This is a genomic window from Moraxella sp. K1664 (assembly GCF_039693965.1).
Taxonomy (GTDB): Bacteria; Pseudomonadota; Gammaproteobacteria; order Pseudomonadales; family Moraxellaceae; genus Moraxella.
This window is the reverse complement of sequence record NZ_CP155576.1, coordinates 804,465-831,285: the sequence shown is the minus strand read 5'-3', so window position 1 is coordinate 831,285 and position 26,821 is coordinate 804,465. Positions and strand designations below refer to the sequence as shown.

General features: G+C 44.2%; 23 protein-coding genes, 2 tRNA genes and 3 rRNA genes. 22 read left to right on the top strand and 6 right to left on the bottom strand.

Features of this window, described 5'->3' with window-relative positions; translation table 11 throughout:
* The first annotated feature begins 632 nt into the window (after positions 1-632).
* The 6 genes from AAHK14_RS04365 (at position 633) to AAHK14_RS04340 (ending at position 6,763) form a co-directional block, all read left to right on the top strand.
* Positions 633-2,159: ribosomal RNA gene (locus AAHK14_RS04365) — 16S ribosomal RNA — on the top strand.
* Positions 2,160-2,220: 61 nt separating this feature from the next.
* Positions 2,221-2,297 (top strand) — tRNA-Ile (locus tag AAHK14_RS04360).
* Positions 2,298-2,302: 5 nt separating this feature from the next.
* Positions 2,303-2,378, top strand: a tRNA-Ala gene (locus AAHK14_RS04355).
* Positions 2,379-2,693: 315 nt separating this feature from the next.
* Positions 2,694-5,851 (top strand): 23S ribosomal RNA (locus AAHK14_RS04350).
* Between the two features lie 179 nt (positions 5,852-6,030).
* Positions 6,031-6,144 (top strand): 5S ribosomal RNA (gene rrf, locus AAHK14_RS04345).
* The 16S, 23S and 5S rRNA genes sit together here with 2 tRNA genes alongside, the layout of an rRNA operon.
* 91 nt (positions 6,145-6,235) lie before the next feature.
* A complete protein-coding gene (locus AAHK14_RS04340) occupies positions 6,236-6,763 on the top strand; it encodes a GspH/FimT family protein (RefSeq protein WP_281133761.1) in 528 nt (175 codons plus the stop codon).
* 299 nt (positions 6,764-7,062) lie between these two features.
* Here the strand turns inward: AAHK14_RS04340 and AAHK14_RS04335 are convergent, their stop codons facing one another.
* The 3 genes from AAHK14_RS04335 to AAHK14_RS04325 all read right to left on the bottom strand — a co-directional run bounded on the left by AAHK14_RS04335 (position 7,063) and on the right by AAHK14_RS04325 (position 10,031).
* The gene (locus AAHK14_RS04335) at positions 7,063-7,983 is read right to left on the bottom strand and encodes an IS3 family transposase (RefSeq protein ID WP_264753555.1); all 921 of its coding nucleotides are present in this window, start codon (positions 7,981-7,983) and stop codon (positions 7,063-7,065) included.
* Between the two features lie 2 nt (positions 7,984-7,985).
* A complete protein-coding gene (locus AAHK14_RS04330) occupies positions 7,986-8,522 on the bottom strand; it encodes a helix-turn-helix domain-containing protein (protein WP_065256690.1) in 537 nt (178 codons plus the stop codon).
* 99 nt (positions 8,523-8,621) lie between these two features.
* Positions 8,622-10,031: a phosphomannomutase/phosphoglucomutase gene (locus tag AAHK14_RS04325; RefSeq protein WP_065256482.1), complete on the bottom strand. Its 1,410-nt coding sequence runs from the start codon at positions 10,029-10,031 to the stop codon at positions 8,622-8,624.
* A 185-nt stretch (positions 10,032-10,216) separates the two neighbouring features.
* Between AAHK14_RS04325 and cysK the strand changes: the two genes are divergently transcribed.
* The 15 genes from cysK to AAHK14_RS04250 all read left to right on the top strand — a co-directional run bounded on the left by cysK (position 10,217) and on the right by AAHK14_RS04250 (position 24,397).
* Positions 10,217-11,146 carry a cysteine synthase A gene (gene cysK, locus AAHK14_RS04320; RefSeq protein WP_065256483.1) on the top strand — a complete coding sequence of 310 codons (930 nt, stop codon included), beginning with the start codon at positions 10,217-10,219 and terminating at the stop codon, positions 11,144-11,146.
* An 85-nt stretch (positions 11,147-11,231) separates the two neighbouring features.
* Positions 11,232-11,768: a helix-turn-helix domain-containing protein gene (locus tag AAHK14_RS04315; RefSeq protein ID WP_065256690.1), complete on the top strand. Its 537-nt coding sequence runs from the start codon at positions 11,232-11,234 to the stop codon at positions 11,766-11,768.
* Entirely contained in the window at positions 11,741-12,691 is a 951-nt protein-coding gene (locus tag AAHK14_RS04310; RefSeq protein WP_115246899.1) for an IS3 family transposase, read from the top strand. The genes AAHK14_RS04315 and AAHK14_RS04310 overlap by 28 nt, the downstream gene beginning before the upstream one ends.
* Before the next feature lie 104 nt (positions 12,692-12,795).
* Positions 12,796-13,638 carry a nucleoside triphosphate pyrophosphohydrolase gene (mazG, locus tag AAHK14_RS04305; RefSeq protein WP_065256484.1) on the top strand — a complete coding sequence of 281 codons (843 nt, stop codon included), beginning with the start codon at positions 12,796-12,798 and terminating at the stop codon, positions 13,636-13,638.
* Positions 13,610-13,963 carry a ComEA family DNA-binding protein gene (locus AAHK14_RS04300; RefSeq protein ID WP_227514747.1) on the top strand — a complete coding sequence of 118 codons (354 nt, stop codon included), beginning with the start codon at positions 13,610-13,612 and terminating at the stop codon, positions 13,961-13,963. Before mazG ends, AAHK14_RS04300 begins: the two co-directional genes overlap by 29 nt.
* A 662-nt stretch (positions 13,964-14,625) precedes the next feature.
* On the top strand, positions 14,626-16,419 hold the full coding sequence (gene pcnB, locus AAHK14_RS04295; RefSeq protein ID WP_065256493.1) for a polynucleotide adenylyltransferase PcnB: 1,794 nt from the start codon (positions 14,626-14,628) through the stop codon (positions 16,417-16,419).
* Entirely contained in the window at positions 16,409-16,918 is a 510-nt protein-coding gene (gene folK, locus AAHK14_RS04290) for a 2-amino-4-hydroxy-6-hydroxymethyldihydropteridine diphosphokinase (RefSeq protein ID WP_065256486.1), read from the top strand. Before pcnB ends, folK begins: the two co-directional genes overlap by 11 nt.
* A gap of 72 nt (positions 16,919-16,990) precedes the next feature.
* Positions 16,991-17,812 (top strand): 3-methyl-2-oxobutanoate hydroxymethyltransferase, encoded by an 822-nt coding sequence (panB, locus tag AAHK14_RS04285; RefSeq protein WP_065256487.1) that lies wholly within the window; start codon positions 16,991-16,993, stop codon positions 17,810-17,812.
* A 15-nt stretch (positions 17,813-17,827) separates the two neighbouring features.
* On the top strand, positions 17,828-18,685 hold the full coding sequence (gene panC / locus AAHK14_RS04280; protein ID WP_065256488.1) for a pantoate--beta-alanine ligase: 858 nt from the start codon (positions 17,828-17,830) through the stop codon (positions 18,683-18,685).
* A gap of 137 nt (positions 18,686-18,822) precedes the next feature.
* Positions 18,823-19,692 (top strand): RNase adapter RapZ, encoded by an 870-nt coding sequence (rapZ, locus tag AAHK14_RS04275; RefSeq protein WP_065256489.1) that lies wholly within the window; start codon positions 18,823-18,825, stop codon positions 19,690-19,692.
* A 155-nt stretch (positions 19,693-19,847) separates the two neighbouring features.
* Complete coding sequence (gene yjgA / locus AAHK14_RS04270) at positions 19,848-20,354, top strand: ribosome biogenesis factor YjgA (protein ID WP_065256490.1); 507 nt, start codon at positions 19,848-19,850, stop codon at positions 20,352-20,354.
* 45 nt (positions 20,355-20,399) lie between these two features.
* Positions 20,400-21,959, top strand: a complete 1,560-nt coding sequence (gene guaA, locus AAHK14_RS04265) for a glutamine-hydrolyzing GMP synthase (RefSeq protein ID WP_065256491.1) — start codon at positions 20,400-20,402, stop codon at positions 21,957-21,959.
* 166 nt (positions 21,960-22,125) lie between these two features.
* Positions 22,126-22,716: a hypothetical protein gene (locus AAHK14_RS04260; protein WP_065256492.1), complete on the top strand. Its 591-nt coding sequence runs from the start codon at positions 22,126-22,128 to the stop codon at positions 22,714-22,716.
* Between the two features lie 221 nt (positions 22,717-22,937).
* A complete protein-coding gene (locus AAHK14_RS04255) occupies positions 22,938-23,474 on the top strand; it encodes a helix-turn-helix domain-containing protein (protein WP_065256690.1) in 537 nt (178 codons plus the stop codon).
* A complete protein-coding gene (locus AAHK14_RS04250; protein ID WP_115246899.1) occupies positions 23,447-24,397 on the top strand; it encodes an IS3 family transposase in 951 nt (316 codons plus the stop codon). The genes AAHK14_RS04255 and AAHK14_RS04250 overlap by 28 nt, the downstream gene beginning before the upstream one ends.
* A 62-nt stretch (positions 24,398-24,459) precedes the next feature.
* On the opposite strand, the gene AAHK14_RS04245 is transcribed toward AAHK14_RS04250, so the two are convergent.
* Positions 24,460-24,798: a zinc ribbon domain-containing protein YjdM gene (locus AAHK14_RS04245; RefSeq protein ID WP_065256830.1), complete on the bottom strand. Its 339-nt coding sequence runs from the start codon at positions 24,796-24,798 to the stop codon at positions 24,460-24,462.
* 117 nt (positions 24,799-24,915) lie between these two features.
* On the opposite strand from AAHK14_RS04245, the gene AAHK14_RS04240 reads away from it, so the two are divergent.
* Positions 24,916-25,626 (top strand): aminomethyltransferase, encoded by a 711-nt coding sequence (locus AAHK14_RS04240; protein WP_065256831.1) that lies wholly within the window; start codon positions 24,916-24,918, stop codon positions 25,624-25,626.
* Between the two features lie 141 nt (positions 25,627-25,767).
* Here AAHK14_RS04240 and dtd read toward each other — a convergent pair whose 3' ends face one another.
* Together dtd and AAHK14_RS04230 are read right to left on the bottom strand one after the other, a co-directional pair.
* Positions 25,768-26,220 (bottom strand): D-aminoacyl-tRNA deacylase, encoded by a 453-nt coding sequence (gene dtd / locus AAHK14_RS04235; protein WP_065256832.1) that lies wholly within the window; start codon positions 26,218-26,220, stop codon positions 25,768-25,770.
* A gap of 155 nt (positions 26,221-26,375) precedes the next feature.
* Positions 26,376-26,813: a PACE efflux transporter gene (locus AAHK14_RS04230; protein WP_197035917.1), complete on the bottom strand. Its 438-nt coding sequence runs from the start codon at positions 26,811-26,813 to the stop codon at positions 26,376-26,378.
* Between the last annotated feature and the right edge of the window lie 8 nt (positions 26,814-26,821).

Sequence of the window (26,821 nt, the reverse complement as noted above, 5' to 3'; positions counted from 1 at the left end):
CAAGGCTGTCTTTTTTGTTTATAAAATCCCCTTAAAAATCAAACACTTACAAAAAATATTAAAAATTTTAATTTTACCCCTTGACCCCCACCAAAAACCCTGTATAATACGCACTCATTCAAGCAATGGTTGGTTACAAAACACCAACAAAACAACTTCAAGCTAAAATAATTTAAGAATGAAGTTTGTTAAAGTTTGAATGGTTTTGAAAGTTAAAGTTTCAAAATTTAGTTTAATAAAGAGTTTACCTTAACATCTTAACTAAAATAAATTTAAAAACTTCAAAAATAAAAACTTTCAAAAAAATTAAAAAAAGTGCTTGACATCAAAATCCATTGTGATAAAATAGTCAGCCTTGATTGATGATACAGACGATGTATCACAAACTATTTAAAAACATACTAAGAACAACTTGTGTGGATTTTTGCTAATACAAGATAATACAAAAATTATCATTTATCAAGCAAAAATACTCAAAGTTAATTCATTTACACGATGAGCTGATATTTTTAAAATATCAAATATTGCTAGTAAGTACATAACGTACACGATAAATGAGCCAAAAACAAAAAGCCCTAACTTCTAATTAAAATGTTTATCATCTTAATAAGTTAATAGGCAAAAAACAGATTAAACTGAAGAGTTTGATCATGGCTCAGATTGAACGCTGGCGGCAGGCTTAACACATGCAAGTCGAACGATGAAGTCTAGCTTGCTAGACGGATTAGTGGCGAACGGGTGAGTAATGCTTAGGAATCTGCCTATTAGTGGGGGATAACGTAGGGAAACTTACGCTAATACCGCATACGTCTTACGAGAGAAAGGGGGCTTTTAGCTCTCGCTAATAGATGAGCCTAAGTCGGATTAGCTAGTTGGTGGGGTAAAGGCCTACCAAGGCGACGATCTGTAGCTGGTCTGAGAGGATGATCAGCCACACTGGGACTGAGACACGGCCCAGACTCCTACGGGAGGCAGCAGTGGGGAATATTGGACAATGGGCGAAAGCCTGATCCAGCCATGCCGCGTGTGTGAAGAAGGCCTTTTGGTTGTAAAGCACTTTAAGTGGGGAGGAAAAGCTTGTGGTTAATACCCACAAGCCCTGACGTTACCCACAGAATAAGCACCGGCTAACTCTGTGCCAGCAGCCGCGGTAATACAGAGGGTGCAAGCGTTAATCGGAATTACTGGGCGTAAAGCGAGCGTAGGTGGTCATTTAAGTCAGATGTGAAAGCCCCGGGCTTAACCTGGGAACTGCATCTGATACTGGGTGACTAGAGTAGGTGAGAGGGAAGTAGAATTCCAGGTGTAGCGGTGAAATGCGTAGAGATCTGGAGGAATACCGATGGCGAAGGCAGCTTCCTGGCATCATACTGACACTGAGGTTCGAAAGCGTGGGTAGCAAACAGGATTAGATACCCTGGTAGTCCACGCCGTAAACGATGTCTACCAGTCGTTGGGTCTCTTGAAGACTTAGTGACGCAGTTAACGCAATAAGTAGACCGCCTGGGGAGTACGGCCGCAAGGTTAAAACTCAAATGAATTGACGGGGCAGCACAAGCGGTGGAGCATGTGGTTTAATTCGATGCAACGCGAAGAACCTTACCTGGTCTTGACATAGTAGGAATCTTGCAGAGATGCGAGAGTGCCTTCGGGAATCTACATACAGGTGCTGCATGGCTGTCGTCAGCTCGTGTCGTGAGATGTTGGGTTAAGTCCCGCAACGAGCGCAACCCTTTTCCTTAGTTACCAGCACTTCGGGTGGGAACTCTAAGGATACTGCCAGTGACAAACTGGAGGAAGGCGGGGACGACGTCAAGTCATCATGGCCCTTACGACCAGGGCTACACACGTGCTACAATGGTTGGTACAAAGGGTTGCTACACAGCGATGTGATGCTAATCTCAAAAAGCCAATCGTAGTCCGGATTGGAGTCTGCAACTCGACTCCATGAAGTCGGAATCGCTAGTAATCGCAGATCAGAATGCTGCGGTGAATACGTTCCCGGGCCTTGTACACACCGCCCGTCACACCATGGGAGTTGATCTCACCAGAAGTGGTTAGCCTAACGCAAGAGGGCGATCACCACGGTGGGGTCGATGACTGGGGTGAAGTCGTAACAAGGTAGCCGTAGGGGAACCTGCGGCTGGATCACCTCCTTAACGAGATTATCTGATTGGCAAGAATTCACAACAAGTTGTTCTTAGTAAAGTAAGTTAAATTGGGTCTATAGCTCAGTTGGTTAGAGCACCGCCTTGATAAGGCGGGGGTCATAAGTTCAAGTCTTATTAGACCCACCATTTATGGGGTTATAGCTCAGTTGGTAGAGCGCCTGCCTTGCACGCAGGAGGTCAGGAGTTCGACTCTCCTTAACTCCACCACTTACAATAAATTAGAACTAAGCAATCAAATTAAACACCAGTAAATTAGATTTCTTACTTCTACTTTATGTAGATAACTTACAATTAACTGATGAAGTTAATTACATTATTTAACAACGTAACTATGAGTCTGGGTTAATTATTTAATTCCAACAAATAATTAACCATTCCGATCATACTCCACATCAAGCATATAAAGTTAAAACTTTTAGTATTGATGATGATCGGATAAAGTAAAGAGAACTGAATCAAGCGTAAACATAGGTGAATCGTTACACATTACCCTTATGACACCAAGACTACTTGGGGTTGTATGGTCAAGTAATGAAGTGCACATGGTGGATGCCTTGGCAGTCAGAGGCGATGAAAGACGTGATAGCCTGCGATAAGCGTCGGTGAGGTGGCAATATCCTGTGACCCGGCGATTTCTGAATGGGGAAACCCAGCCAACATAAGTTGGCTATTACACAGTTTACTGTGTAAGGCAAACCGGGAGAAGTGAAACATCTCAGTATCCCGAGGAAAAGACATCAATTGAGATTCCCCAAGTAGCGGCGAGCGAACGGGGAGGAGCCGATCGAATTTACAGTAGCAAAATGGCGTGGGAAAGCCAACCATAGTAGGTGATAGTCCTGTATGCGAAACTGTTTATGAGACATATTAAGTAGGGCGAGACACGTGAAATCTTGTCTGAAGATGGGGGGGCCATCCTCCAAGGCTAAATACTCCTGACTGACCGATAGTGAACCAGTACCGTGAGGGAAAGGCGAAAAGAACCCCTGTTAGGGGAGTGAAATAGAACCTGAAACCGTGTGCATACAAGCAGTCGGAGCCCGACCACTTAATCGTTTTGAGGATAACAATGAATTTTTACTACGTCTATGTCATACAAAACGTGGATAATCATGATGAGTTTTATGTTGGTTTTACCACCAATTTAAAACAAAGAATTGATGACCATAACAATGGCACAACTTACTCAACCAGAGCAAGAACATGGCGTATTGTTTATTGTGAAGCCTACATTAACGAACAAGTAGCAAGAAAGCGAGAACGAACCATAAAAAATAATGGTCGTATGAGAACTTTCTTGATGAATCGTGTCAAATCACAATTTGACAATCAGAACGATTAAGTGGTCGGGTGACGGCGTACCTTTTGTATAATGGGTCAGCGACTTATATTCTGTAGCAAGGTTAACCGTTTAGGGGAGCCGTAGGGAAACCGAGTCTTAATAGGGCGAATTAGTTGCAGGGTATAGACCCGAAACCGAGTGATCTATCCATGAGCAGGTTGAAAGTGCCGTAACAGGCACCGGAGGACCGAACCCACTGTCGTTGAAAAGCCAGGGGATGACTTGTGGATAGGGGTGAAAGGCTAATCAAACTCGGTGATAGCTGGTTCTCCCCGAAAGCTATTTAGGTAGCGCCTCGGACGAATACCATTGGGGGTAGAGCACTGTTTCGGCTAGGGGGTCATCCCGACTTACCAAACCGATGCAAACTCCGAATACCGATGAGTAATATCCGGGAGACAGACGGCGGGTGCTAACGTCCGTCGTCAAGAGGGAAACAACCCAGACCGCCAGCTAAGGCCCCAAATTCCTAGTTAAGTGGGAAACGATGTGGGAAGGCACAGACAGCTAGGAGGTTGGCTTAGAAGCAGCCACCCTTTAAAGAAAGCGTAATAGCTCACTAGTCGAGTCGGCCTGCGCGGAAGATGTAACGGGGCTCAAACTAGGAGCCGAAGCTGCGGATTTAATTGTTTCAATTAAGTGGTAGGGGAGCGTTGTGTAAGCCTGTGAAGGTGTATCGTAAGGTATGCTGGAGGTATCACAAGAGCGAATGCTGACGTGAGTAACGACAAAACGGGTGAAAAGCCCGTTCGCCGGAAGACCAAGGGTTCCAGTCCAACGTTAATCGGGGCTGGGTGAGTCGACCCCTAAGGCGAGGCCGAAAGGCGTAGTCGATGGGAAATCGGTTAATATTCCGATACTTGTTTATGATGCGATGGAGGGACGGAGAAGGTTATGTCAGCCTGGCGTTGGTTGTCCAGGTGGAAGGATGTAGTTAGGTTTGGTAGGCAAATCCGCCAGACTATTAATGAGATCTGATAGCAAGCCAGTTTACTGGCGAAGTGGCAAATACCCTGCTTCCAGGAAAAGCTTCTAAGCGATAGTCATAAAGAAATCGTACCCGAAACCGACACAGGTGGTCAGGTAGAGAATACCAAGGCGCTTGAGAGAACTCTGCTGAAGGAACTAGGCAAAATGGTACCGTAACTTCGGGAGAAGGTACGCTGCCGATGGTGATGGAACTTGCTTCCTGAGCTGTTGGCAGTCGCAGATACCAGGCTGCTGCAACTGTTTATTAAAAACACAGCACTCTGCAAACACGAAAGTGGACGTATAGGGTGTGATGCCTGCCCGGTGCTGGAAGGTTAATTGATGGGGTTAGCGTAAGCGAAGCTCTTGATCGAAGCCCCAGTAAACGGCGGCCGTAACTATAACGGTCCTAAGGTAGCGAAATTCCTTGTCGGGTAAGTTCCGACCTGCACGAATGGCATAATGATGGCAGCGCTGTCTCCAGCAGAGACTCAGTGAAATCGAAATCGCAGTGAAGATGCTGTGTACCCGCGGCTAGACGGAAAGACCCCGTGAACCTTTACTACAGCTTTACATTGAACTTTGACCTAACTTGTGTAGGATAGGTGGGAGGCTTTGAAGTGGCGACGCCAGTTGCCATGGAGCCAACCTTGAAATACCACCCTGGTTATGTTGGGGTTCTAACTTAGATATAACAGTATCAAGGACAATGTATGGTGGGTAGTTTGACTGGGGCGGTCTCCTCCTAAAGAGTAACGGAGGAGTACGAAGGTGCGCTCAGAACGGTCGGAAATCGTTCAAAGAGTATAAAGGCAAAAGCGCGCTTAACTGCGAGACCCACAAGTCGAGCAGGTACGAAAGTAGGTCTTAGTGATCCGGTGGTTCTGTATGGAAGGGCCATCGCTCAACGGATAAAAGGTACTCTGGGGATAACAGGCTGATACCGCCCAAGAGTTCATATCGACGGCGGTGTTTGGCACCTCGATGTCGGCTCATCTCATCCTGGGGCTGAAGCAGGTCCCAAGGGTATGGCTGTTCGCCATTTAAAGAGGTACGCGAGCTGGGTTTAGAACGTCGTGAGACAGTTCGGTCCCTATCTACCGTGGGCGTTGGAAATTTGAGAGGATCTGCTCCTAGTACGAGAGGACCAGAGTGGACGAACCTCTGGTGTTCCGGTTGTTTCGCCAGAAGCATCGCCGGGTAGCTACGTTCGGATGGGATAACCGCTGAAAGCATCTAAGCGGGAAGCCCACCTCAAGATAAGATTTCCCTAAAGAGCCGTTGTAGACTACGACGTTGATAGGTTGGGTGTGGAAGCACAGCGATGTGTGTAGCTAACCAATACTAATTGCTCGTTTGGCTTGACCATACAACACCCAAGTGGTTTAAAACTACTTCATGTGCTGTATAAGTAAGTTTAAAGATTTTACCTAACAAGCTTGAATCAATCTTGAATAACTTAACTTAAAAAGTTAAAACTTTAAAAAATTAAAATTTAAAGTAAAAACAAAACAACAGACTCATAAACAGCGTTGTTAATCCTTTTACGCTGACGACAATAGCAAGATGGAACCACCTGATCCCTTCCCGAACTCAGAAGTGAAACGTCTTAGCGCCGATGGTAGTGTGGTTCGCCCATGTGAGAGTAGGTCATCGTCAGCACCTTATTTAAAGCCCCCCTACATTGGAAGATGTGGGGGGTTTTGGTTGAGTTGGGGTGGGTTCATAAATGATGATAGATGGATGGGTTTTTATGGAGTTGATGGTTATGGGTGGGCAAAGAGCATTTACGTTGATTGAATTGATGGTGGTGGTTATTGTGATGGGTGTGATTTGTATGATTGCTTATCCTAGTGTGATGCGGGCTTTACGGGGAATGGAAGCAAACAATGTTGCATCTGTCATTACCGATGCATTAAAAGAAGCCCGCAGTCAAAGTCACATCACCAAGCAAAATATCATCATGTGTCCTGCTGATGAATCAAATCGCTGTCATAGACAGGCAGGGGTAAAGATTATCGTGTTTAGGGATTTAGATGGTAATGCTCGCCTTGATGATGGTGAGCTGATTAAAGAGTATGATCTTAACTTAAAGCATGGCAGAATTGACATGAGAGTGTCGGCATCCAGACATCATGTTAAATACTTTGGTGCCAGTGCCAGTCCACGTGGGCATTTTGGGCACATTAAATATTGTTCGGTGTCTGATGAGTTGTCTTATAGAATTGTGCTAACGCACACGGGGGTGGTTAGAAGGCGTGTTGATGATGTGGGGTGTTAGGGGGTGTATTTGCAACCATATTCTTGTGGGATATTGCCATAAATATCTATGCCTAAAAACTCAATATTTACCACGGATTTGTAGGAATGTATTGAACACGTCTATAAAAATCAGTACTATCAAATAAAGGACCTACAGAGCCAGCCCCCATGCTCATTCATCATAAATTTTGTTAATTTTAAAATTCTTTGCCAAACTTTAAATACAACAGAAGCAGGGATTTTGTCTATTAGACCAAAATATCTAAAAAACAGGATAGAAATGAACCGACCCCCAAATCTTAGACATAAGATTAAAGGTTAGGTTGTTGCAAGTGGTTGTATTAACCCTAATTGGACTAAGTTTCTGTACTTAACAGGACTTAGTCCTTTTAATTTGCTCTTTATTCTATCATGATTGTAGTAGTGTATGTACTCATCAATCACTTGTTTAAGTTCATCTGTTGATGTAAATGTGGTTGTCTCATAAAATATCTCTTGTTTTAGCGTACCAAAGAAGCTCTCTATCACAGCATTATCCAAACAATTGCCTTTTCTTGACATGCTTTGGGTTAAGCCTTGTTCTTTTAGGGTTTGTTGATACTGGTGCATTTGATAGTGCCAGCCTTGGTCTGAATGAATGATGGGTTTGTCATCCATCTTTTCTTGGCTTAGCTTGGATAGGGCATCATTTAACATCTCTTTGACCAACTCATACGTTGGTCTGTCCTTCATCGTATAACTGACAATCTCACCATTAAACAAGTCGATGATGGGCGATAGGTAGAGTTTTCTTTGAATGACACTGCCATCATTTGCCTTGTCTTGTACTTTAAACTCTGTGATGTCTGTTGCCCACTTTTGATTGGGTTTGTCTGCTTTAAAGTCTCTTTTGAGTATATTGTCCTGAATGGTATCTTTGCCCATTGTGCCTTTGTAAGTATTAAACTTACGTTGACGACGAACCAATGCTTTGAGTCCAAGTTTAGCCATCAGTCGTTGCACTCGTTTATGATTAATGACCATGCCTTTTTGGGCAAGCTGATTGTTAAGCTCTGATGTGATTCTACGATAACCATACCTGCCCTTGTGTTGGTGGTAGATGTGGTTAATGTGTTCTTTTAAGTCAAGGTCTTTGTCAGGCTTTGTACTTTGACGAATGTGGTAATAAAACACACTTCTTGGCAAGTTTGACACTGCCAATAAGTCAGCAAGTTTGTGCTTATGCCTTAATTCTTGGATGATCAGGACTTGTTCTTTGTTTGTACTGATTGTTCCTTTTGACGAATTAAGGCATCTAGCTTTTTTAGATAGTCATTCTCTGCTCTAAGATAGGCAAGTTCATCAAGCAAATCATCCACACTTTTTTCGTGGTCTTGTTTGGTTTTCCAAGTTGATTTGGTTTTATTAGCGTTGTGTTTGTTTGACATTGCTTTTTTGCCTTTGGGTTTGGGTATTAGTCCCATTATACCAAAGGCTTGGTAGGACTTTAACCAAGTTGACAGTAAAGAAGGTTGTGGCAGATTAAGCTCTATGGCAAGTTGTGTAAGCGATTTGCCCTGTTGTATGGCTTGAACGGCATTAAGCTTAAAATCTGTGTCATAGACAGCCTTTGTGTGTCGTCTTTTTATGCCATCAATGCCATGTGCTTGATAGAGTTTAACCCATAGCTCTACGGTTGTGTGGTTTAGATTAAAGTGTTTGGCGGTTTGTTTGTAGCCATGATGATTAAGATAATACCCAATCACAGACAGTTTAAAGTCGGTTGTGTATTTTGCCATAAAAAGCACCCCAAAGGTTAGTGTGTCTAACTTTTGGGGTGCGGTTCAAATTTTTCGCTACCCTGTTTTTTTATCAACTCTTTTTTGTTGGTTTAACGTTTAGTGGTTGGCACTCACCGCACCGCATTCATCTAACACCGCTAAAATCTCATCGGTTCGCTCTTTTAACAGCTCTTTGTCGCCTTTGGTTTCAATATTTAGGCGAATGAGTGGCTCGGTGTTGGACGAGCGGAGATTAAATCGCCAGTTGCCAAAATCTAGGCTGAGTCCGTCTAGGGTATTTTTGGTAGGATTTAATGCGTGGTATTTTTGTTCTAACAGCTCGCCGATTTCGGTGGCGGTTTTTTGCCCCAAGCGAAAATTAAGCTCCCCCGAACTTGGAAAATCATTGATATAACCATTAACCAGCTCGGATAAAGTTTTACCTGTTACTGACAGAAGTTCAATCACCAGTAGCCACACTATCATGCCACTATCACAATAGGCAAAATCACGGAAATAATGATGAGCTGACATCTCGCCCCCATAAATCGCCCCTGTCTCACGCATGACCTGCTTGATGAACGAATGCCCTGACTTGCTGATGGCAGGTTTACCGCCATTTTGGGCGATGACGTTCTCGGTGTTATAAATCACTCGGGGGTCATAGACAATGCTCTCGCCTTGATGTTTTTTCAAAAATACTTCGGCAAGCATGCCCACGATGTATGAGCCTTCAATAAATCTCCCTTTTTCATCAAACAAAAAACATCTGTCAAAATCGCCGTCAAACGCCACGCCAAAATCCGCCCCATGAGCGATGACCGCGTCCGAAGTCGTCTTTTGATTGGCGATAATCATGGGGTTGGGAATGCCGTTGGGGAATGAGCTGTCTGGGGTGTGGTGGACTTTGATAAGCTCAATTTTATCGCCAAGGCGTTTTTCAAGTTCATCAACCACAGGCCCTGCCGAGCCGTTGCCACTGTTGACCACGATTTTTTTGGGGGTAAATTTGGCGGTGTCGGTAAAGCTCATGAGCTTGTCAATGTAGGCGGTTTTGTCGGTGTTTAGGGTAACTTTGCCTTTGTCCGCCACCACAAATTCGCCACGCTCGGCAATGGCACGAATGTCCGCCAAGCCCGTATCGCCACTGATGGGGCGAGAGTTTTCACGCACCATTTTTAAGCCGTTGTAGTTGATGGGGTTGTGGCTTGCGGTAACTTCAATCCCACCGATGGCATTGTAATGGCTTGTGGCAAAATACACTTCTTCGGTGCCGACCATGCCCAAATCTATCACGTCCACGCCTGCGTCCGCGATGCCGTCAATGGCGGATTGTTTTAGGCTCTCGCTGGACGGGCGGATGTCCGAGCCGACCACGATGACAGGGTTTTCTTTGCCGTCATTGAGATATTGGGCGAACGCTCGTCCGATGCGGTAAGCGATGGCATTGTCTAGATTAACATCAAGCTCGCCACGCACGTCATAGGCTTTAAAGCAGGAGATGGTGATGGGGTTAAAAGTAGTCATAAATTATCCTAAGTATGAAAATAAAACAGTTTAATTTTATCATGATTTAGTCGTGGATATTGTGAAATTATTTAAATGCCAAAATGGAATAATACTTAACATTTTTCGCCTATAAATTTTTATAAAAATTTGGTATGCTAACTGTGCAATATTTTAAACCAACAACCTTTAAAAAGGAAAATTTTATGAACATCGCCAAAAACATCACCGACCTTATCGGCAACACGCCCTTAGTAGAGCTTAACCGCTTAACAGAAGGTTTGCCTGCTCGCGTTGTCGCCAAGCTAGAATACTTTAACCCCGCCAGCTCGGTCAAAGACCGCATTGCCCTATCGATGATAAATGAAGCCGAAAAAGACGGACTTATCAACCAAGACACCACCATCGTAGAAGCGACATCGGGCAACACGGGCATTGGGCTTGCCATGGTGTGTGCGTCCAAGGGTTATAAACTTGTCATCACCATGCCCGAGAGCATGAGCCTTGAACGCCGTGCGTTATTGCGTGCTTATGGAGCGGAGCTTGTGCTAACGCCTGCGTCAGACGGTATGGGCGGAGCGATTGCCAAGGCGAACGAGCTTGCCAGTCAAGACGGCTATTTTATGCCACGCCAATTTGACAACCTAGCCAACCCAAAAATCCACCGTGAAACCACCGCCCTAGAAATCTGGAACGACACAGACGGACAAGTGGATATCGTGGTGGCAGGCATTGGCACGGGCGGTACGATTACAGGCGTGGGCGAAGTACTAAAAGCCAAAAAGGACAGCGTACAAATCGTGGCAGTAGAACCGTCTGATTCGCCGGTGTTTAGCGGTGGTGAAAAAGGGGCTCATAAATTGCAAGGACTTGCCCCCGGTTTTGTGCCAAGCATTTTAAACACAGGTGTTTATAACGAAGTCATCACCGTTACCACCGAGTCCGCCTTTGCCACCGCTCGCCAAATGGCAGAAAAAGAAGGTCTGCTTGTGGGCATCAGTGCAGGGGCGGCGGTGCGGTCTGCCCTACAAGTGGCAAGCCGTCCTGAAAACGCCGGTAAACTCATCGTGGTGGTGATTCCGTCATCGGGCGAGCGTTATTTATCTACCGCCTTGTTTGAAGATTTGGCTCAGTAGAAGTCATAAAGGTGAACATAATAAAAAGTCCAAGTTTTGAACCGCACCCCAAAAGTTAGACACACTAACCTTTGGGGTGCTTTTTATGGCAAAATACACAACCGACTTTAAACTGTCTGTGATTGGGTATTATCTTAATCATCATGGCTACAAACAAACCGCCAAACACTTTAATCTAAACCACACAACCGTAGAGCTATGGGTTAAACTCTATCAAGCACATGGCATTGATGGCATAAAAAGACGACACACAAAGGCTGTCTATGACACAGATTTTAAGCTTAATGCCGTTCAAGCCATACAACAGGGCAAATCGCTTACACAACTTGCCATAGAGCTTAATCTGCCACAACCTTCTTTACTGTCAACTTGGTTAAAGTCCTACCAAGCCTTTGGTATAATGGGACTAATACCCAAACCCAAAGGCAAAAAAGCAATGTCAAACAAACACAACGCTAATAAAACCAAATCAACTTGGAAAACCAAACAAGACCACGAAAAAAGTGTGGATGATTTGCTTGATGAACTTGCCTATCTTAGAGCAGAGAATGACTATCTAAAAAAGCTAGATGCCTTAATTCGTCAAAAGGAACAATCAGTACAAACAAAGAACAAGTCCTGATCATCCAAGAATTAAGGCATAAGCACAAACTTGCTGACTTATTGGCAGTGTCAAACTTGCCAAGAAGTGTGTTTTATTACCACATTCGTCAAAGTACAAAGCCTGACAAAGACCTTGACTTAAAAGAACACATTAACCACATCTACCACCAACACAAGGGCAGGTATGGTTATCGTAGAATCACATCAGAGCTTAACAATCAGCTTGCCCAAAAAGGCATGGTCATTAATCATAAACGAGTGCAACGACTGATGGCTAAACTTGGACTCAAAGCATTGGTTCGTCGTCAACGTAAGTTTAATACTTACAAAGGCACAATGGGCAAAGATACCATTCAGGACAATATACTCAAAAGAGACTTTAAAGCAGACAAACCCAATCAAAAGTGGGCAACAGACATCACAGAGTTTAAAGTACAAGACAAGGCAAATGATGGCAGTGTCATTCAAAGAAAACTCTACCTATCGCCCATCATCGACTTGTTTAATGGTGAGATTGTCAGTTATACGATGAAGGACAGACCAACGTATGAGTTGGTCAAAGAGATGTTAAATGATGCCCTATCCAAGCTAAGCCAAGAAAAGATGGATGACAAACCCATCATTCATTCAGACCAAGGCTGGCACTATCAAATGCACCAGTATCAACAAACCCTAAAAGAACAAGGCTTAACCCAAAGCATGTCAAGAAAAGGCAATTGTTTGGATAATGCTGTGATAGAGAGCTTCTTTGGTACGCTAAAACAAGAGATATTTTATGAGACAACCACATTTACATCAACAGATGAACTTAAACAAGTGATTGATGAGTACATACACTACTACAATCATGATAGAATAAAGAGCAAATTAAAAGGACTAAGTCCTGTTAAGTACAGAAACTTAGTCCAATTAGGGTTAATACAACCACTTGCAACAACCTAACCTTTAATCTTATGTCTAAGATTTGGGGGTCGGTTCAGTTTGCTTGGGCTTTTTTGTTTTTGTGGTAAAATTAAAACAATCCTTAAAATGAAAAAGTAAACATCATGACCCCAACCAACCAATTCTCCGACCTGTTGGCACTCATGGCATGCCTTCGCACCGATTGCCCGTGGGACGCCAAACAAACCAACGACAGCCTGCAAAAATACGCCATAGAAGAAGTTTTTGAACTTGTAGAAGCCATTGCAAGCGATGACAAAAGCCCCCTTGCCACCGATGACATTAAAGGCGAGCTTGGTGATGTGCTTTTGCAAATCGTCTTTCATGCTCATCTGTATGCCGAGCAGGGGCGGTTTGACATGGCGGACGTGATTTATACATTGCAAGAAAAATTGATACGCAGACACCCCCATGTCTTTGACAAAGAAAATCTAAAAACGGACGAAGACGTCAAACGCCGTTGGGACGAGATTAAACAGATTGAAAATCAAGACCGCCCAAAACGCCTATTATCTGACGTCAAGGCAGGCACGGCTCTGATGACCGCCCAAAATTTGCAAAAACAGGCGGGTAAAGTAGGCTTTGATTGGGATAATTTGAGCGGTGTGCTGGACAAGCTCCAAGAAGAGATAGGTGAATTACAAGCAGAATTACCCACACCTGATTTTAGTTATAAAACGGATAAACTAGATAACACCCAAAAAGACAACATCGCAAACGAGCTTGGTGATGTGCTGTTTGCATTGACGAATTTGGCACGACATTTGGGCATTGATGCCGAAATGGCACTACAAAATACCAATGCCAAATTTAAACGACGATTTGCCTTTGTAGAGCAGTCGCTGATGGAGCAGGGCAAAACGCTAGAAGAAAGCGATTTGACAGAAATGGATAAATACTGGGACATGGTAAAAGCCCATGAAAACAGCACAAATGAAACACCATAAATTAAAGCGATGGGCATGGGCGTTACTTGCCTTATCAGTCAGTCCTGTATGGGCAAACCAGTGCTACGCCGACCCTAAACAGGCGTATCAAGCCCTTATCGCCAAGCAATCCGCCCAAAAAGCGATGAGTGAGCGGGTCAATATCAACACCGCCAGCATGGGCGAGCTTGCGACTTTAAATGGCGTGGGGGCAAAGACCGCTCAGGCGATTGTGGATTATCGGGAGCTGATGGGGCGGTTTGATAGCGTGGATGATTTGACAAAGGTTAAGGGTATTGGGGTCAAAACCTTAGAAAAAAACCGTCATAGACTCACGGTGCATTAGCTTTTTTGGCAAAAACAAGGTACAATGAAGCTTATGACGGGTGGTTGTTAAAGGGCATTTGATGGTCATTTTATCAGGCAAGTTTTTGTTGTGAAAAAATTAGCCACTCATAGCCAATAAACTTTAAAATTACTACAAGCACAATGATGTGTGGATGTAGGGGCGTGCTGAGCACGCCTGAGTAAAAAACAACACCATCAAAGGGTGTGTTCGGTACACCCCTACAAACCCGTGGTAAATATGAAGTTAGTTGGGTGTAATTAGGTAAATGTGTAAGATTTTTACTTATCTTTTAATCTTTTAAATGCAAATAAATGTTACCCCATTCTCAACTTTGTATGAGTGATTAATTTATAAAGGGCGAATTGCAATTCGCCCCTACAACCCGAAAATAATAATTGAAAAATCAATAAGTTACCATTTTAAGTTGAGAATGAAGTCAATGTTATCAATGTTTAACACGCCCCAGTAAAAAATGAGTGACACAAGTCATGACAAAGACAAAAGCGGACACAAAGTTCGGGCAGTTCCATGCTAGCCCCAAAAAAGTTAAGAAAACCAAAAAAGCCAAGCGGTCTAAACAGCCCAAGCACCGCCAAACAGACAAACCAATGGCAAAGCATGTCATTGACCAAACATCAAAAAAGCAGTCTAAACACCTTATGCAAAAAAAAACAACCAAACACAAAACCCCCAAGTCATCAGCGACCGTGCTGTCGGCACAGAAGTTGGGGCTTGACAAACGCACTTTGCCACACAGTATCGTGGAAGTCATCAGTACGCTTAATAAAGCAGGTTTTGACGCCTATATCGTGGGCGGTGGCGTGCGTGATAGTCTTTTGGGGCTGGCTCCCAAGGATTTTGATGCCGTAACCAACGCTCGCCCCCATGAGATTAAGGCGATTTTTGGCGGGCGTTGCCGTATCATTGGCAAGCGATTTCAGCTCGCTCACGTTTATTCGGGGCGTGAACTCATTGAAGTGGCGACTTTTAGAGCCCCGCCCAAGGACGACACGCACACCACCGATGACGGCATGATTACCCGTGATAATGTGTGGGGCGACATTACGCAGGATTTTGCTCGCCGTGATTTTTCCATTAACGCCTTGTATTATCAGCCGATTAAGGGTGAAGTGCTTGATTTTTGTGGGGCGGTCGATGACATCAAAAACGGCACATTACGTCTGCTTGGGGATGCAAAGGTTCGTATAGAAGAAGACCCTGTTCGCCTGCTTCGTGCGTTGCGATTTAAAGCAAAATTGGGTTTTGAATTTGACAAAGCCCTTGCCAAACAGTTTAATGACACAAGCTGGACGCTTTTGGAGCAGGTCTCGGCTCATCGGCTCTATGATGAGACCCAAAAGATGTTCACGGGCGGTTATCTGGCTCCGCTGTTGCCCCTGCTGTATCAATACGGGGCGATGAGCAGTCTGATGACCTACGCTCAGCCCAAGCCCACTCGCCTTGCCCTGCAAGTTGCCAAAAACACCGATGAACGGATTGCGTCAGGCAAAACTGCCAATCCTGCGTTTTTTTATGCGGTGCTGTTGTGGGAGAATTATCTGCACGCTTTGGTAAAATTTAAGAAAAAGGGTCTGCCATTTCACGAAGCCCAACTCAAAGCGTCTCGCAAGGTGTTTGATGCTCAGCGTATCAAGACCGCCATCCCTAAGTTTGCCGAAGATTTTATCAGCGATATTTGGTTCATGCAACCCAAGCTCGTCAGTCCCAAGCCCAAAGATGTGGACAGGCTAAGCTCGCAGGGTAAATTTCGGGCAGGGCTTGATTTTCTTATCATGCGTGAGAGCCATGATGATAGCCCGCTGTCCGAGCCGACCAATGGCATGGGGGCGTGGTGGCAACGTTATTTGGCGGTCGATGCGACCAGTCAAAGCCAGATGCTAAGTGCGTTAGGAGGTGGTGTGACTCGCACTCGCAGACGGCGTGGAACGGATACAGGCATTGACATTGATAAAGATGCCGAACTTCTGCAACTACAACAGCTCTCAGGGCGTGATGATGACAAGGCGGACGATGTGCCACAACCGCTACTGGTGGTGGATAATGCCAACACACCCAAGAGTACTCGCCCCACGCCAAGAGTACGGCAGGTGGATGTGCCGACCTTTGAGCGTCGCACGTACAGCGAGAGTGATTTTGCCAAACTGCTGGACAATGATGAGCCTTACATCCCATCGGTGCGTTATCGCAAACGTCAGCCGTCATCAACGCTGTCCATCAAAGAGCGTGAGCAGGGGCTGACCGAGAGCGACTTACAGCCATCTGTGCCAAGCTCTGCCAAGCCCAAAACGCAGGCGAGCAAACGCCAAACAACAGGACAGCAGACAAGACAACAAGCGAAGCCACGAGAAACCGCCCAAGATACGGACACGCCAAAACCCAAAAAACGCAAAAAATCCAACGCCAAACCACGAGCCAAACACGATGACCAATAAGGTGCAAATCTACTTAGGACTGGGGGGCAATATCGCCAACGAGCTTGGCGACCCGACCAGCCACATTTTGGCGGTGCGTGATACGCTGAATACTGATGAGCGGTTTTGTGATGTGGTGCTGTCGTCTTTGTATGCCTCCAAGCCCTTTGGCGTAACCGACCAGCCTGATTTTGTCAATGCGGTGTTGTCCGCCAAGACTGCCCTTGACCCTATGAGCTTACTTAATTTTTGTCAAGATTTGGAGCAGGGGGCAGGGCGTGTGCGGTTACGGCGGTGGGGCGAGCGTTCGCTTGATGTGGATATTTTGTTGTATGGCGATGACGTTATCCATAATGACAGGCTGACCGTGCCACACAGTGGGATTTTTGAGCGGAATTTTGTGCTGGTGCCACTTTTGGAATTAAATGATAAATTGATGATAAGCGGGCAAAAAATCCGTGAGTTGGCATTGGCACATGAGATGGACGGATTAACCAAATTGGCAAATAATTCAAACTAAATAAACATAGTGCCATGATTGGTAAAAATGTTGTTTATCAAACTGTTTGTACACAATGAATTAGGAAGATGAATGACCTACCTAACCCACGCCCCCATAACCCTATCCACGCTTGCCAAATACAAAAAGCAAGGCGAAAAATTTAGCTGTCTGACCTGCTATGATGCCAGTTTTGCTTATCTTATGGGGCAGGCGGGCATTGACGTGATTTTGGTGGGCGACAGTCTTGGCATGGTGGTGCAGGGGCAAGCGTCCACGCTACCTGTTACGGTTGCCGACATGGTGTATCATACCGCCAATGTTGTCCGTGCTAACCGCCACGCCTTGATTATGACCGATTTGCCGTTTATGAGCTATGCCACGTTGCCTGATGCCATTGCAAATAGCCGTGCGGTCATGCAAGCAGGGGCGAATGTGGTGAAGATTGAAGGTGGTAGCGAGCTTGCTGATACGGTCAAGGTTTTGACGGATAATGGCGTGCCTGTATGCGTGCATTTGGGATTAACGCCTCAATCGGTCAATGTGCTGGGCGGTTATAAGGTGCAGGGCAAAACGGACACCCAAGCCGATAAATTATTAAAAGATTGTGAAGTTTTGGTAAACGCAGGGGCGAGCATGATTGTGCTGGAATGCGTACCGTCATCGCTTGCTAAAGCCGTGAGCGAGCGGTTTGCCGTGCCTGTCATTGGCATTGGGGCGGGCGTGGAGACGGACGGGCAAGTCTTGGTCATGCACGATATGCTCGGCGTTTATACCCAAAAACCTGCCAAATTTGTCAAAGACTTTTTAAAAGATACTGGCAATGAAACAGGCGATATTTTGGGGGCATTTGTGAATTTTCATCAAGCGGTTAAAAATAAGACTTTTCCTAGTGTTGAGCATATCTTTCACTAATCAATGGCAAAAATTATGAAAATCTTTCATCATATCAACGACTTACAAACCGCTCTAAACAAGCATCGCAAAGACGGCAAAACCATTGGTTTTGTGCCGACCATGGGGAATCTGCATGACGGGCATTTGTCGCTGGTGAATATCGCCAAACGTCATGCCGATATTGTCGTGGTCAGTATTTTTGTCAATCCCACGCAGTTTGGGGCGGGCGAAGATTTTGACAGCTATCCACGCACGCTTGATGCTGATTGTGAAAAATTGCAAAGCGTACAAGCGGACATGGTGTTCGCCCCGAGCGTTGATGAGATGTACCCCACTTATCCGCCCCATGTGCAGGTGCTAAGTGGCGAGATTACTAAGATATTATGTGGCAAATCTCGCCCCACGCATTTTGACGGTGTGGGGCTTGTGGTGGGCAAGCTCTTTAATATCGTCCGCCCTGATGTGGCGGTATTTGGCAAAAAAGATTATCAACAGCTTGCGATTATCCGTAGGCTTAATGATGAATTAAATTTTGGCATAAAAATCATCGGTGGCGAGATTATCCGTAATACAGACGGTTTGGCATTGTCATCACGAAATGGCTATTTAAATGATGATGAATTAAACACCGCTCCCATTATCCAAAAAACCTTGCAAAAGATTAAAGCCGATGTGATAAAATCGGATATAAACAATTATCCAACCATTATACAAAAATACCACGATGAATTAACCAATATGGGATTAAACGTGGATTATTTGGAGCTTTATAATGATAAATTAGAACCCGTTAAAGGGACTGATAAAAAATTAGTGGTATTAACGGCGGTATATGTCGGTAAGGCACGGCTTTTGGATAATATAGAAATTGATTTATCGGATTTCCTGTAAAACTGGTTTTCCGTTCACCCTGAGCTTGTCGAAGGGTGAAAGAAAACCTTTTCATGGTTCGACAAGCTCACCACGAACGGTTTTCTTTAGATGCGGAGTTTTTAAGAAATCTGTTTAAATTATTATAAGGAAAATAAATGTCAAACACCCAAATCATCATCGTATCAGGGCGGTCAGGCTCTGGCAAAACGTCTGTGTTAAATATTTTAGAAGATTTTGGTTTTTATGTCATTGACAATCTGCCCTTGTCGCTTGTGGGGCAGGCGGTGGACGATTTGATTGGCAATGATGTCAAAAAAGTGGCGTTAGGTATAGATGTCAGAACGCCAAAAGCCGACTTGTCCGCCTTTGGGGGCGTGTATCAGAACTTGACCGACAAATACCATGAAGCGGTCAAAATCCTATACGTTACCGCCCAAGAGAGCGTACTGGTGGCACGTTTTGGGGCGACACGGCGAGTCCACCCACTCATGCCGACCGCCAATAATTTGCCCAACGCCCTAGCCCAAGAGATTGAGCTGTTAAAGCCGATTGCAACCAATGCTGATATTAAAATTGATACCAGTACGCTCAACATTCACGAATTAAAAGAAAAAGTCCGCCAACATATTGGCATGGATAATGTGGTATCGGTCAATGTGTTGTCTTTTGGGTTTAAACATGGTACGCCCATTGATGCCGATTTTGTTTTTGATGTGCGGATATTGCCCAATCCACATTGGCAAGAAAACTTGCGTCCGCAAACAGGGCTTGATGACGATGTAAAAGCCTTTTTTGCTAATTATCCAGAAGTGGACGACATGGCGGATGATATTGGCAAGTTTTTGATAAAATGGCTTCCTAATTTTTTAAATAATAACCGTTATTCGGTAACAGTTGCTATTGGTTGTACAGGCGGTAAACACCGTTCGGTATATATTACCCAAAAGGTGGGTGAGTTATTAAAAAATCAGTTGCCTGATAATATGCCTATTATTGTCAAACACCGTGAAAAACGCTATTGGTAATGTTAAAAATATAAATTGGTTAATGAATTAAATTAGTTTGTATTTCAATATTAAAAGGTAGGGGCGAATTGCAATTCGCCCTGTTATCAAAAATAGTGATTTATCCCAAATTTTTACAAAACACACTTTAATATGAAATTTAAAAAGAGAAATCTATGAATATTGACTGGTCAAAACAAGACATGAGAGTGTCTCGCACCGAAATCAAAAAAGCCCACGAACGCTTACAAGAATTGTCCGAACCGCTTGCCAAACTTTCCAAAAAACAACTTGCCAACTTGCCAGTAAGTGAGTATTTTTTGGACGAATTAAAGCATTTGACTGAGATTGACAGCCATGCCGCCAAAAACCGCCAAATCAAACGGGTGGGTAAGCTCATCATTGAAGAAGACCGTCATGTTTTGACGGGGGCGTTGTTTGAGCTTGTGTTTACGCCTGAGCAATGCACTAAGATTGAAACGTGGTTTAACCGTTTGAACCTAAGCGATGAAAGCACGATAAAGCAGTTTGTCAAGCAATTTAAAAAAGCAGAATATAACAGTATTTATCAGCTACTTTTGTGGATAGAATACGCCAAGCACTTGGGCGATGATGAACTTTTGGCGGAGAGTGTGGCGGATTTTGAAAGTTATGTCAAAGAAGTGGCGATATTGTCGGCTTAGTTTTGGTATAATAGCACCTTTATCATTTGACCTGTAGGAAGACCCATGACCAACATCACCTCCGACCGTATCCTAATCCTAGATTTTGGCTCGCAATACAGCCAGCTCATCGCTCGCCGTGTGCGTGAAGCAGGCGTGTACTCTGAGATGCACCCCTTTGACATGAGCGATGACGACATCAAAGCCTTTAACCCCAAGGGCATTATCCTATCAGGTGGGCCTGAAAGCGTGTACGAAGCAGGCTCGCCACGAGCCCCGCAAATCGTCTTTGAGCTTGGCGTACCTGTGCTTGGCATTTGCTACGGCTTTCAAACCATGTCCGCCCAGCTTGGCGGTTCGGTGGTGGCAGGGGCGGTTAAAGAGTTTGGCTATGCCCAAATTGACGTGGCGGTGGACGACAAACTGCTAAACGGCTTAAAAGACGACAACGCCCAAATCCAAGTTTGGATGAGTCATGGCGACAAAGTGGCAAGCCTGCCAGACGGCTTCATCACCACATCAAGCACGCCAAGCTGTGCCTTTGCCTCCGCCAGCGATGAAAGCCGTCAGCTCTATGGCGTGCAGTTTCACCCAGAAGTAACCCACACCGCCAAAGGCGTGGAAGTGATTAGCAACTTCGTGCATGGCATTTGTGGTTGTGGCAATCTGTGGAATCCTGAGAACATCATTGAAATGCGAGTGGCACAGTTAAAAGAGCAAATTGGCGATGAAGAGGTGCTACTTGGCTTATCAGGCGGTGTGGACAGCTCGGTGGTGGCGGCACTGCTCCATAAAGCCATTGGCGACCAATTAACCTGCGTGTTTGTGGATAATGGGCTACTTCGCCTAAACGAAGGCGACCAAGTCATGAAAATGTTTGCCGATAACATGGGCATTCGGGTGATTCGTGCGGACGCTGAAAATCGCTTTTTGGACGCATTGGCAGGAGCGACCGACCCCGAAGATAAACGCAAAATCATCGGACGAGAGTTTATTGAAGTATTCTCCGAAGAAGCTCGTAAATTGGACGGTGTGAAGTTTTTGGCACAAGGCACGATTTACCCTGATGTCATCGAGTCCGCCAAAACCAAAAACGGCAAGGCTCACGTCATCAAATCGCACCACAACGTTGGCGGTCTGCCTGATGATTTGCAGTTTGAATTGGTGGAGCCACTGCGTGATTTATTTAAAGACGAAGTGCGTAAACTTGGCACAACGCTTGGCTTGCCCCATGAGATGATTTACAGACACCCTTTCCCCGGGCCGGGTCTTGGCGTGCGGATTTTGGGCGAGATTAAAAAAGAGTATGCCGACATTTTGCGAGTGGCGGACGATATTTTTATGCAGGAGCTTCGTGCGTCTGGCTGGTATGACAAGACCGCCCAAGCCTTTGCTGTGTTTTGCCCTGTCAAATCGGTGGGTGTGGTGGGGGACGCACGCCGTTATGCGTGGGTGATTTCACTGCGTGCGGTGGAGACGGTGGATTTTATGACCGCTCGTTTTGCCCATTTGCCCTATGAGCTTGTGGATAAAATCTCAACTCGTATCATGAATGAGATTGCCGATGTGTCTCGTGTTGTCTATGATGTCAGTAGCAAACCGCCTGCGACGATTGAGTGGGAATAAACTGATAAAAACCGTCAAGAAATTGGCGGTTTTGTTTCTTGTTATAAGGAGACGAGATGAATGTTGAGATAATAAATATTTTATTGGATAAAGGCATTCATATTGCAATCGTTTTGCTAATTTTTCCGATCTTTCATATTATTTTGAATTTTGAAAATATTTAGATATGTATTATCATATTAAAAATAAAAAGATAGAAAATATTCAGAAAGCACTTGATTTTCAAGAAATGCCAACGTTAGAAAAGTCTCGTTTAAATGAATTAATGATAAATGAATTATATCAACAAGCAACAAAATTAAAAGCTAGCCCCGAAATCAGACCTTTTGCAATAGATTTAATCAAAAATCTGTCTTTTGATGAACGACAAATAAATTATGTTTATAAATATTTTGTTATAAAACGGGGTCAGGTGGAGATTGATATTACAAGTATAGAATGGTGCTTTTTGTTTTTATCAAAATGGGTTTTTATCATGCTTGCCACGTTTTCAATTGTGGTGTTTTGTTGCTCATTCATGTTTATTAAGTTTCTTATAAATCATATTGAGTTGATGCAATCAGCATTAATAGCATTTATTGTATCTGCTTTGACTGCCTTTATGTACTTTTTTGAAGCAAGAAAGTATCGTATTATTTGTGATATCTATGGGTATGATAATAGTATTTTTAAATCAAGAGAGCCAAGTTTTTTTCTTAAATGTGTTACATTAGCCTTATTCTTTTTAATAATTATTTTGCATTTTTTACTTTTATAATTTTAGGTCTTTGTTTAGAGATGATTGAGCTGATGTTTTAAGTGGTAGTATCATGAATGACGAAGTGTTTGATTAAATCAATGACTAAGCCATTCTTTGCATGGTATATGTTTTTCACTTTGGCTTTTGACAGGCAATCATCAAAACCATCAACCATCAAAAAAGGGCAAATCTGAACCGCACCCCAAAAGTTAGACACACTAACCTTTGGGGTGCTTTTTATGGCAAAATACACAACCGACTTTAAACTGTCTGTGATTGGGTATTATCTTAATCATCATGGCTACAAACAAACCGCCAAACACTTTAATCTAAACCACACAACCGTAGAGCTATGGGTTAAACTCTATCAAGCACATGGCATTGATGGCATAAAAAGACGACACACAAAGGCTGTCTATGACACAGATTTTAAGCTTAATGCCGTTCAAGCCATACAACAGGGCAAATCGCTTACACAACTTGCCATAGAGCTTAATCTGCCACAACCTTCTTTACTGTCAACTTGGTTAAAGTCCTACCAAGCCTTTGGTATAATGGGACTAATACCCAAACCCAAAGGCAAAAAAGCAATGTCAAACAAACACAACGCTAATAAAACCAAATCAACTTGGAAAACCAAACAAGACCACGAAAAAAGTGTGGATGATTTGCTTGATGAACTTGCCTATCTTAGAGCAGAGAATGACTATCTAAAAAAGCTAGATGCCTTAATTCGTCAAAAGGAACAATCAGTACAAACAAAGAACAAGTCCTGATCATCCAAGAATTAAGGCATAAGCACAAACTTGCTGACTTATTGGCAGTGTCAAACTTGCCAAGAAGTGTGTTTTATTACCACATTCGTCAAAGTACAAAGCCTGACAAAGACCTTGACTTAAAAGAACACATTAACCACATCTACCACCAACACAAGGGCAGGTATGGTTATCGTAGAATCACATCAGAGCTTAACAATCAGCTTGCCCAAAAAGGCATGGTCATTAATCATAAACGAGTGCAACGACTGATGGCTAAACTTGGACTCAAAGCATTGGTTCGTCGTCAACGTAAGTTTAATACTTACAAAGGCACAATGGGCAAAGATACCATTCAGGACAATATACTCAAAAGAGACTTTAAAGCAGACAAACCCAATCAAAAGTGGGCAACAGACATCACAGAGTTTAAAGTACAAGACAAGGCAAATGATGGCAGTGTCATTCAAAGAAAACTCTACCTATCGCCCATCATCGACTTGTTTAATGGTGAGATTGTCAGTTATACGATGAAGGACAGACCAACGTATGAGTTGGTCAAAGAGATGTTAAATGATGCCCTATCCAAGCTAAGCCAAGAAAAGATGGATGACAAACCCATCATTCATTCAGACCAAGGCTGGCACTATCAAATGCACCAGTATCAACAAACCCTAAAAGAACAAGGCTTAACCCAAAGCATGTCAAGAAAAGGCAATTGTTTGGATAATGCTGTGATAGAGAGCTTCTTTGGTACGCTAAAACAAGAGATATTTTATGAGACAACCACATTTACATCAACAGATGAACTTAAACAAGTGATTGATGAGTACATACACTACTACAATCATGATAGAATAAAGAGCAAATTAAAAGGACTAAGTCCTGTTAAGTACAGAAACTTAGTCCAATTAGGGTTAATACAACCACTTGCAACAACCTAACCTTTAATCTTATGTCTAAGATTTGGGGGTCGGTTCAATTTTTCGCCCTTTTTATCCTTTCATCACGCCTTTTTAACCACGCTGGATTTTAATTTCATCGACCCAAAGCCATCAATTTTACAATCAATGTCATGGTCATCAGGGGCATCGTGGATTAGGCGAATGGACTTGACTTTGGTGCCGACCTTGATAGGCGTGGACGAGCCTTTGACCTTTAAGTCTTTGATGACCGTTACGCTGTCGCCATCATTTAGCACATTGCCAACGGCATCCTTGATGACGGGCGTGTCGTCCGTGTCGCCATCGGCTGACCACTCGTGGGTACACATGGGGCAGATGAGCAGGTTGCCATCGGCATAGGTGTAGTCTTCATCGCATTTGGGGCAAGCAGGGTAAGTCATAAATTTTACCTAAAATAAAAGCATTATATCATTTTTGACACATTTTGGCTTGAAAATAAAGCCAAGCCCCCTTATTGACATGAAAATAACAAATGACAAATACCAATCGAGAACACCATGAGTCAATTTTCACAAATCACCCTAACCGGCAAAGACACCGCCAAATTTTTACAAGGTCAATTAACTGTCAATGTCGATAAACTCACCCACGACTTTTTGCCCTGTGCCATCAGCGATTTAAAGGGGCGTGTTGCCTTTGGGTTGTGGGTATCTCGCACCGATGATGAGACCTTTGCACTTATAACATCGGCAGACTGTATGGATAGCCTTACCGCCCATATCAAAAAATACGGGGCATTTTCTAAATTTACCCAGTCCGCTCCCACGCCCATTTATCCTGTTGTGGCAAATGGCGTGCCGACTTTTGGCGATGATGAAAGCCTTGCTGATTTTGGGGCGTGGGCGAGAGCGAGCATTGAGACGGGCAATTTTTGGATAACCCAAGCCACAGCGGGACTGTTTCAGCCCCAAGAGCTACGCCTGCACCAGCGTGGGGGTGTGGATTATGATAAGGGGTGCTATCTGGGGCAGGAGATTATTGCACGGCTCTATTTTAAGGCAAGCCCCAAAGCCTACCTGCACCGTGTGCGACTGCCCGAGCCTGTCCAAGACGGCGATAAGGTCGGCAAAGTGCAAATCGTCAATGGCGTGGCACATGATGACGGCTTTGATGCACTCGTCATCGGTTCGCCTGAAAATGTGGCAGAAATTGGGGAAATCCTGCCCCTGCCTGATAACCTAATGGGCGATGTGGGGCGTGTGAAATAAGGGGCTGATGATATTTAAAGGGGGGGGGTTGTGGGGCAAACCACATTCACCCTTTTATAAAACCTTGATTTTTGGGCGAATATCATTTGTTTCGATACGCCCAAATTTTATCATGTCAATTTTAATGGTAAATTGCAAAAATCACACGTCAAGCAAAAAATTAATCGGGCCGTCATTGACTGCCATGACCGCCATATTCGCCCCAAATTCGCCTGTGGCGACATTGGGATAGACTTGTTTGGCATAATTTACCAGCTTATCAAACAACGCTTTGGCATCATCTGGGGGCATGGCAGGGGCGAAGTCGGGACGGCGACCCTTGTCGGTTTTTGCCATTAGGGTAAATTGCGACACCAGTAGCAAGCCACCGCCCACATCGGACACCGATTTGTCCATTTTGCCCAATTTGTCAGGGTCAGTGGTGTTTTCAAAAATGCGGTAGGTAATGATTTTATCCACCAATTTGCACGCTTTATCAAAATCATCATCTTTGCCAATGCCGATATAGGCAAGCACACCTGATTGGATTTGTCCGATGATTTGACCGTCCACAGCAACATGGGCACAGTGGACTCGTTGGATTAGGGCTTTCATGGGTTTTCCTTTGGGTTGGTTTTAAATGGAGTTGTTGGGGTGATTTATTTTTTTGGTAGAATTTATCCTATGTGTGGTATGATTTTTGGGCGAATAAATTACCCCCTATGCGTTTATAATTGCAAAAAGTGGCTTATATAAACAATGCCGATAAATTACCTTGCCCGTATCTTATATCGCACCCAATCATAACCCCAATTAAAAAGTAACGTATAAACCCCAATCACCGCCACCACGCCAATATCCATAACAAACGCCGTCCACAGCGAGACATCTAGGGCATGGGCAATCATCGGCACGGTTGCCAAAAATAGCCCACCTTCAAACAATCCCATATGAATCAGGCGAGTGCCAAGCGAGCGGTCAAGGCGTTCGCCCGTCACCACTTTGTCAAACAAAAAGTTAAACACCATGTTCCACACCACCGCCAGCACCGAGATTGCCACCGCCAAACCTGTGGCGTGGGTCGGGCTATGGTTGTCGCCAAGCAGGGCAAAAACAGCCACCGTCAGCCCAATCGCCCCAATCTCAAACAGCACGGCATGAAATAGGCGTTCTTTGGCAGTCATGGGATTGGTTGGGGTGTTTGACATAAAATTTA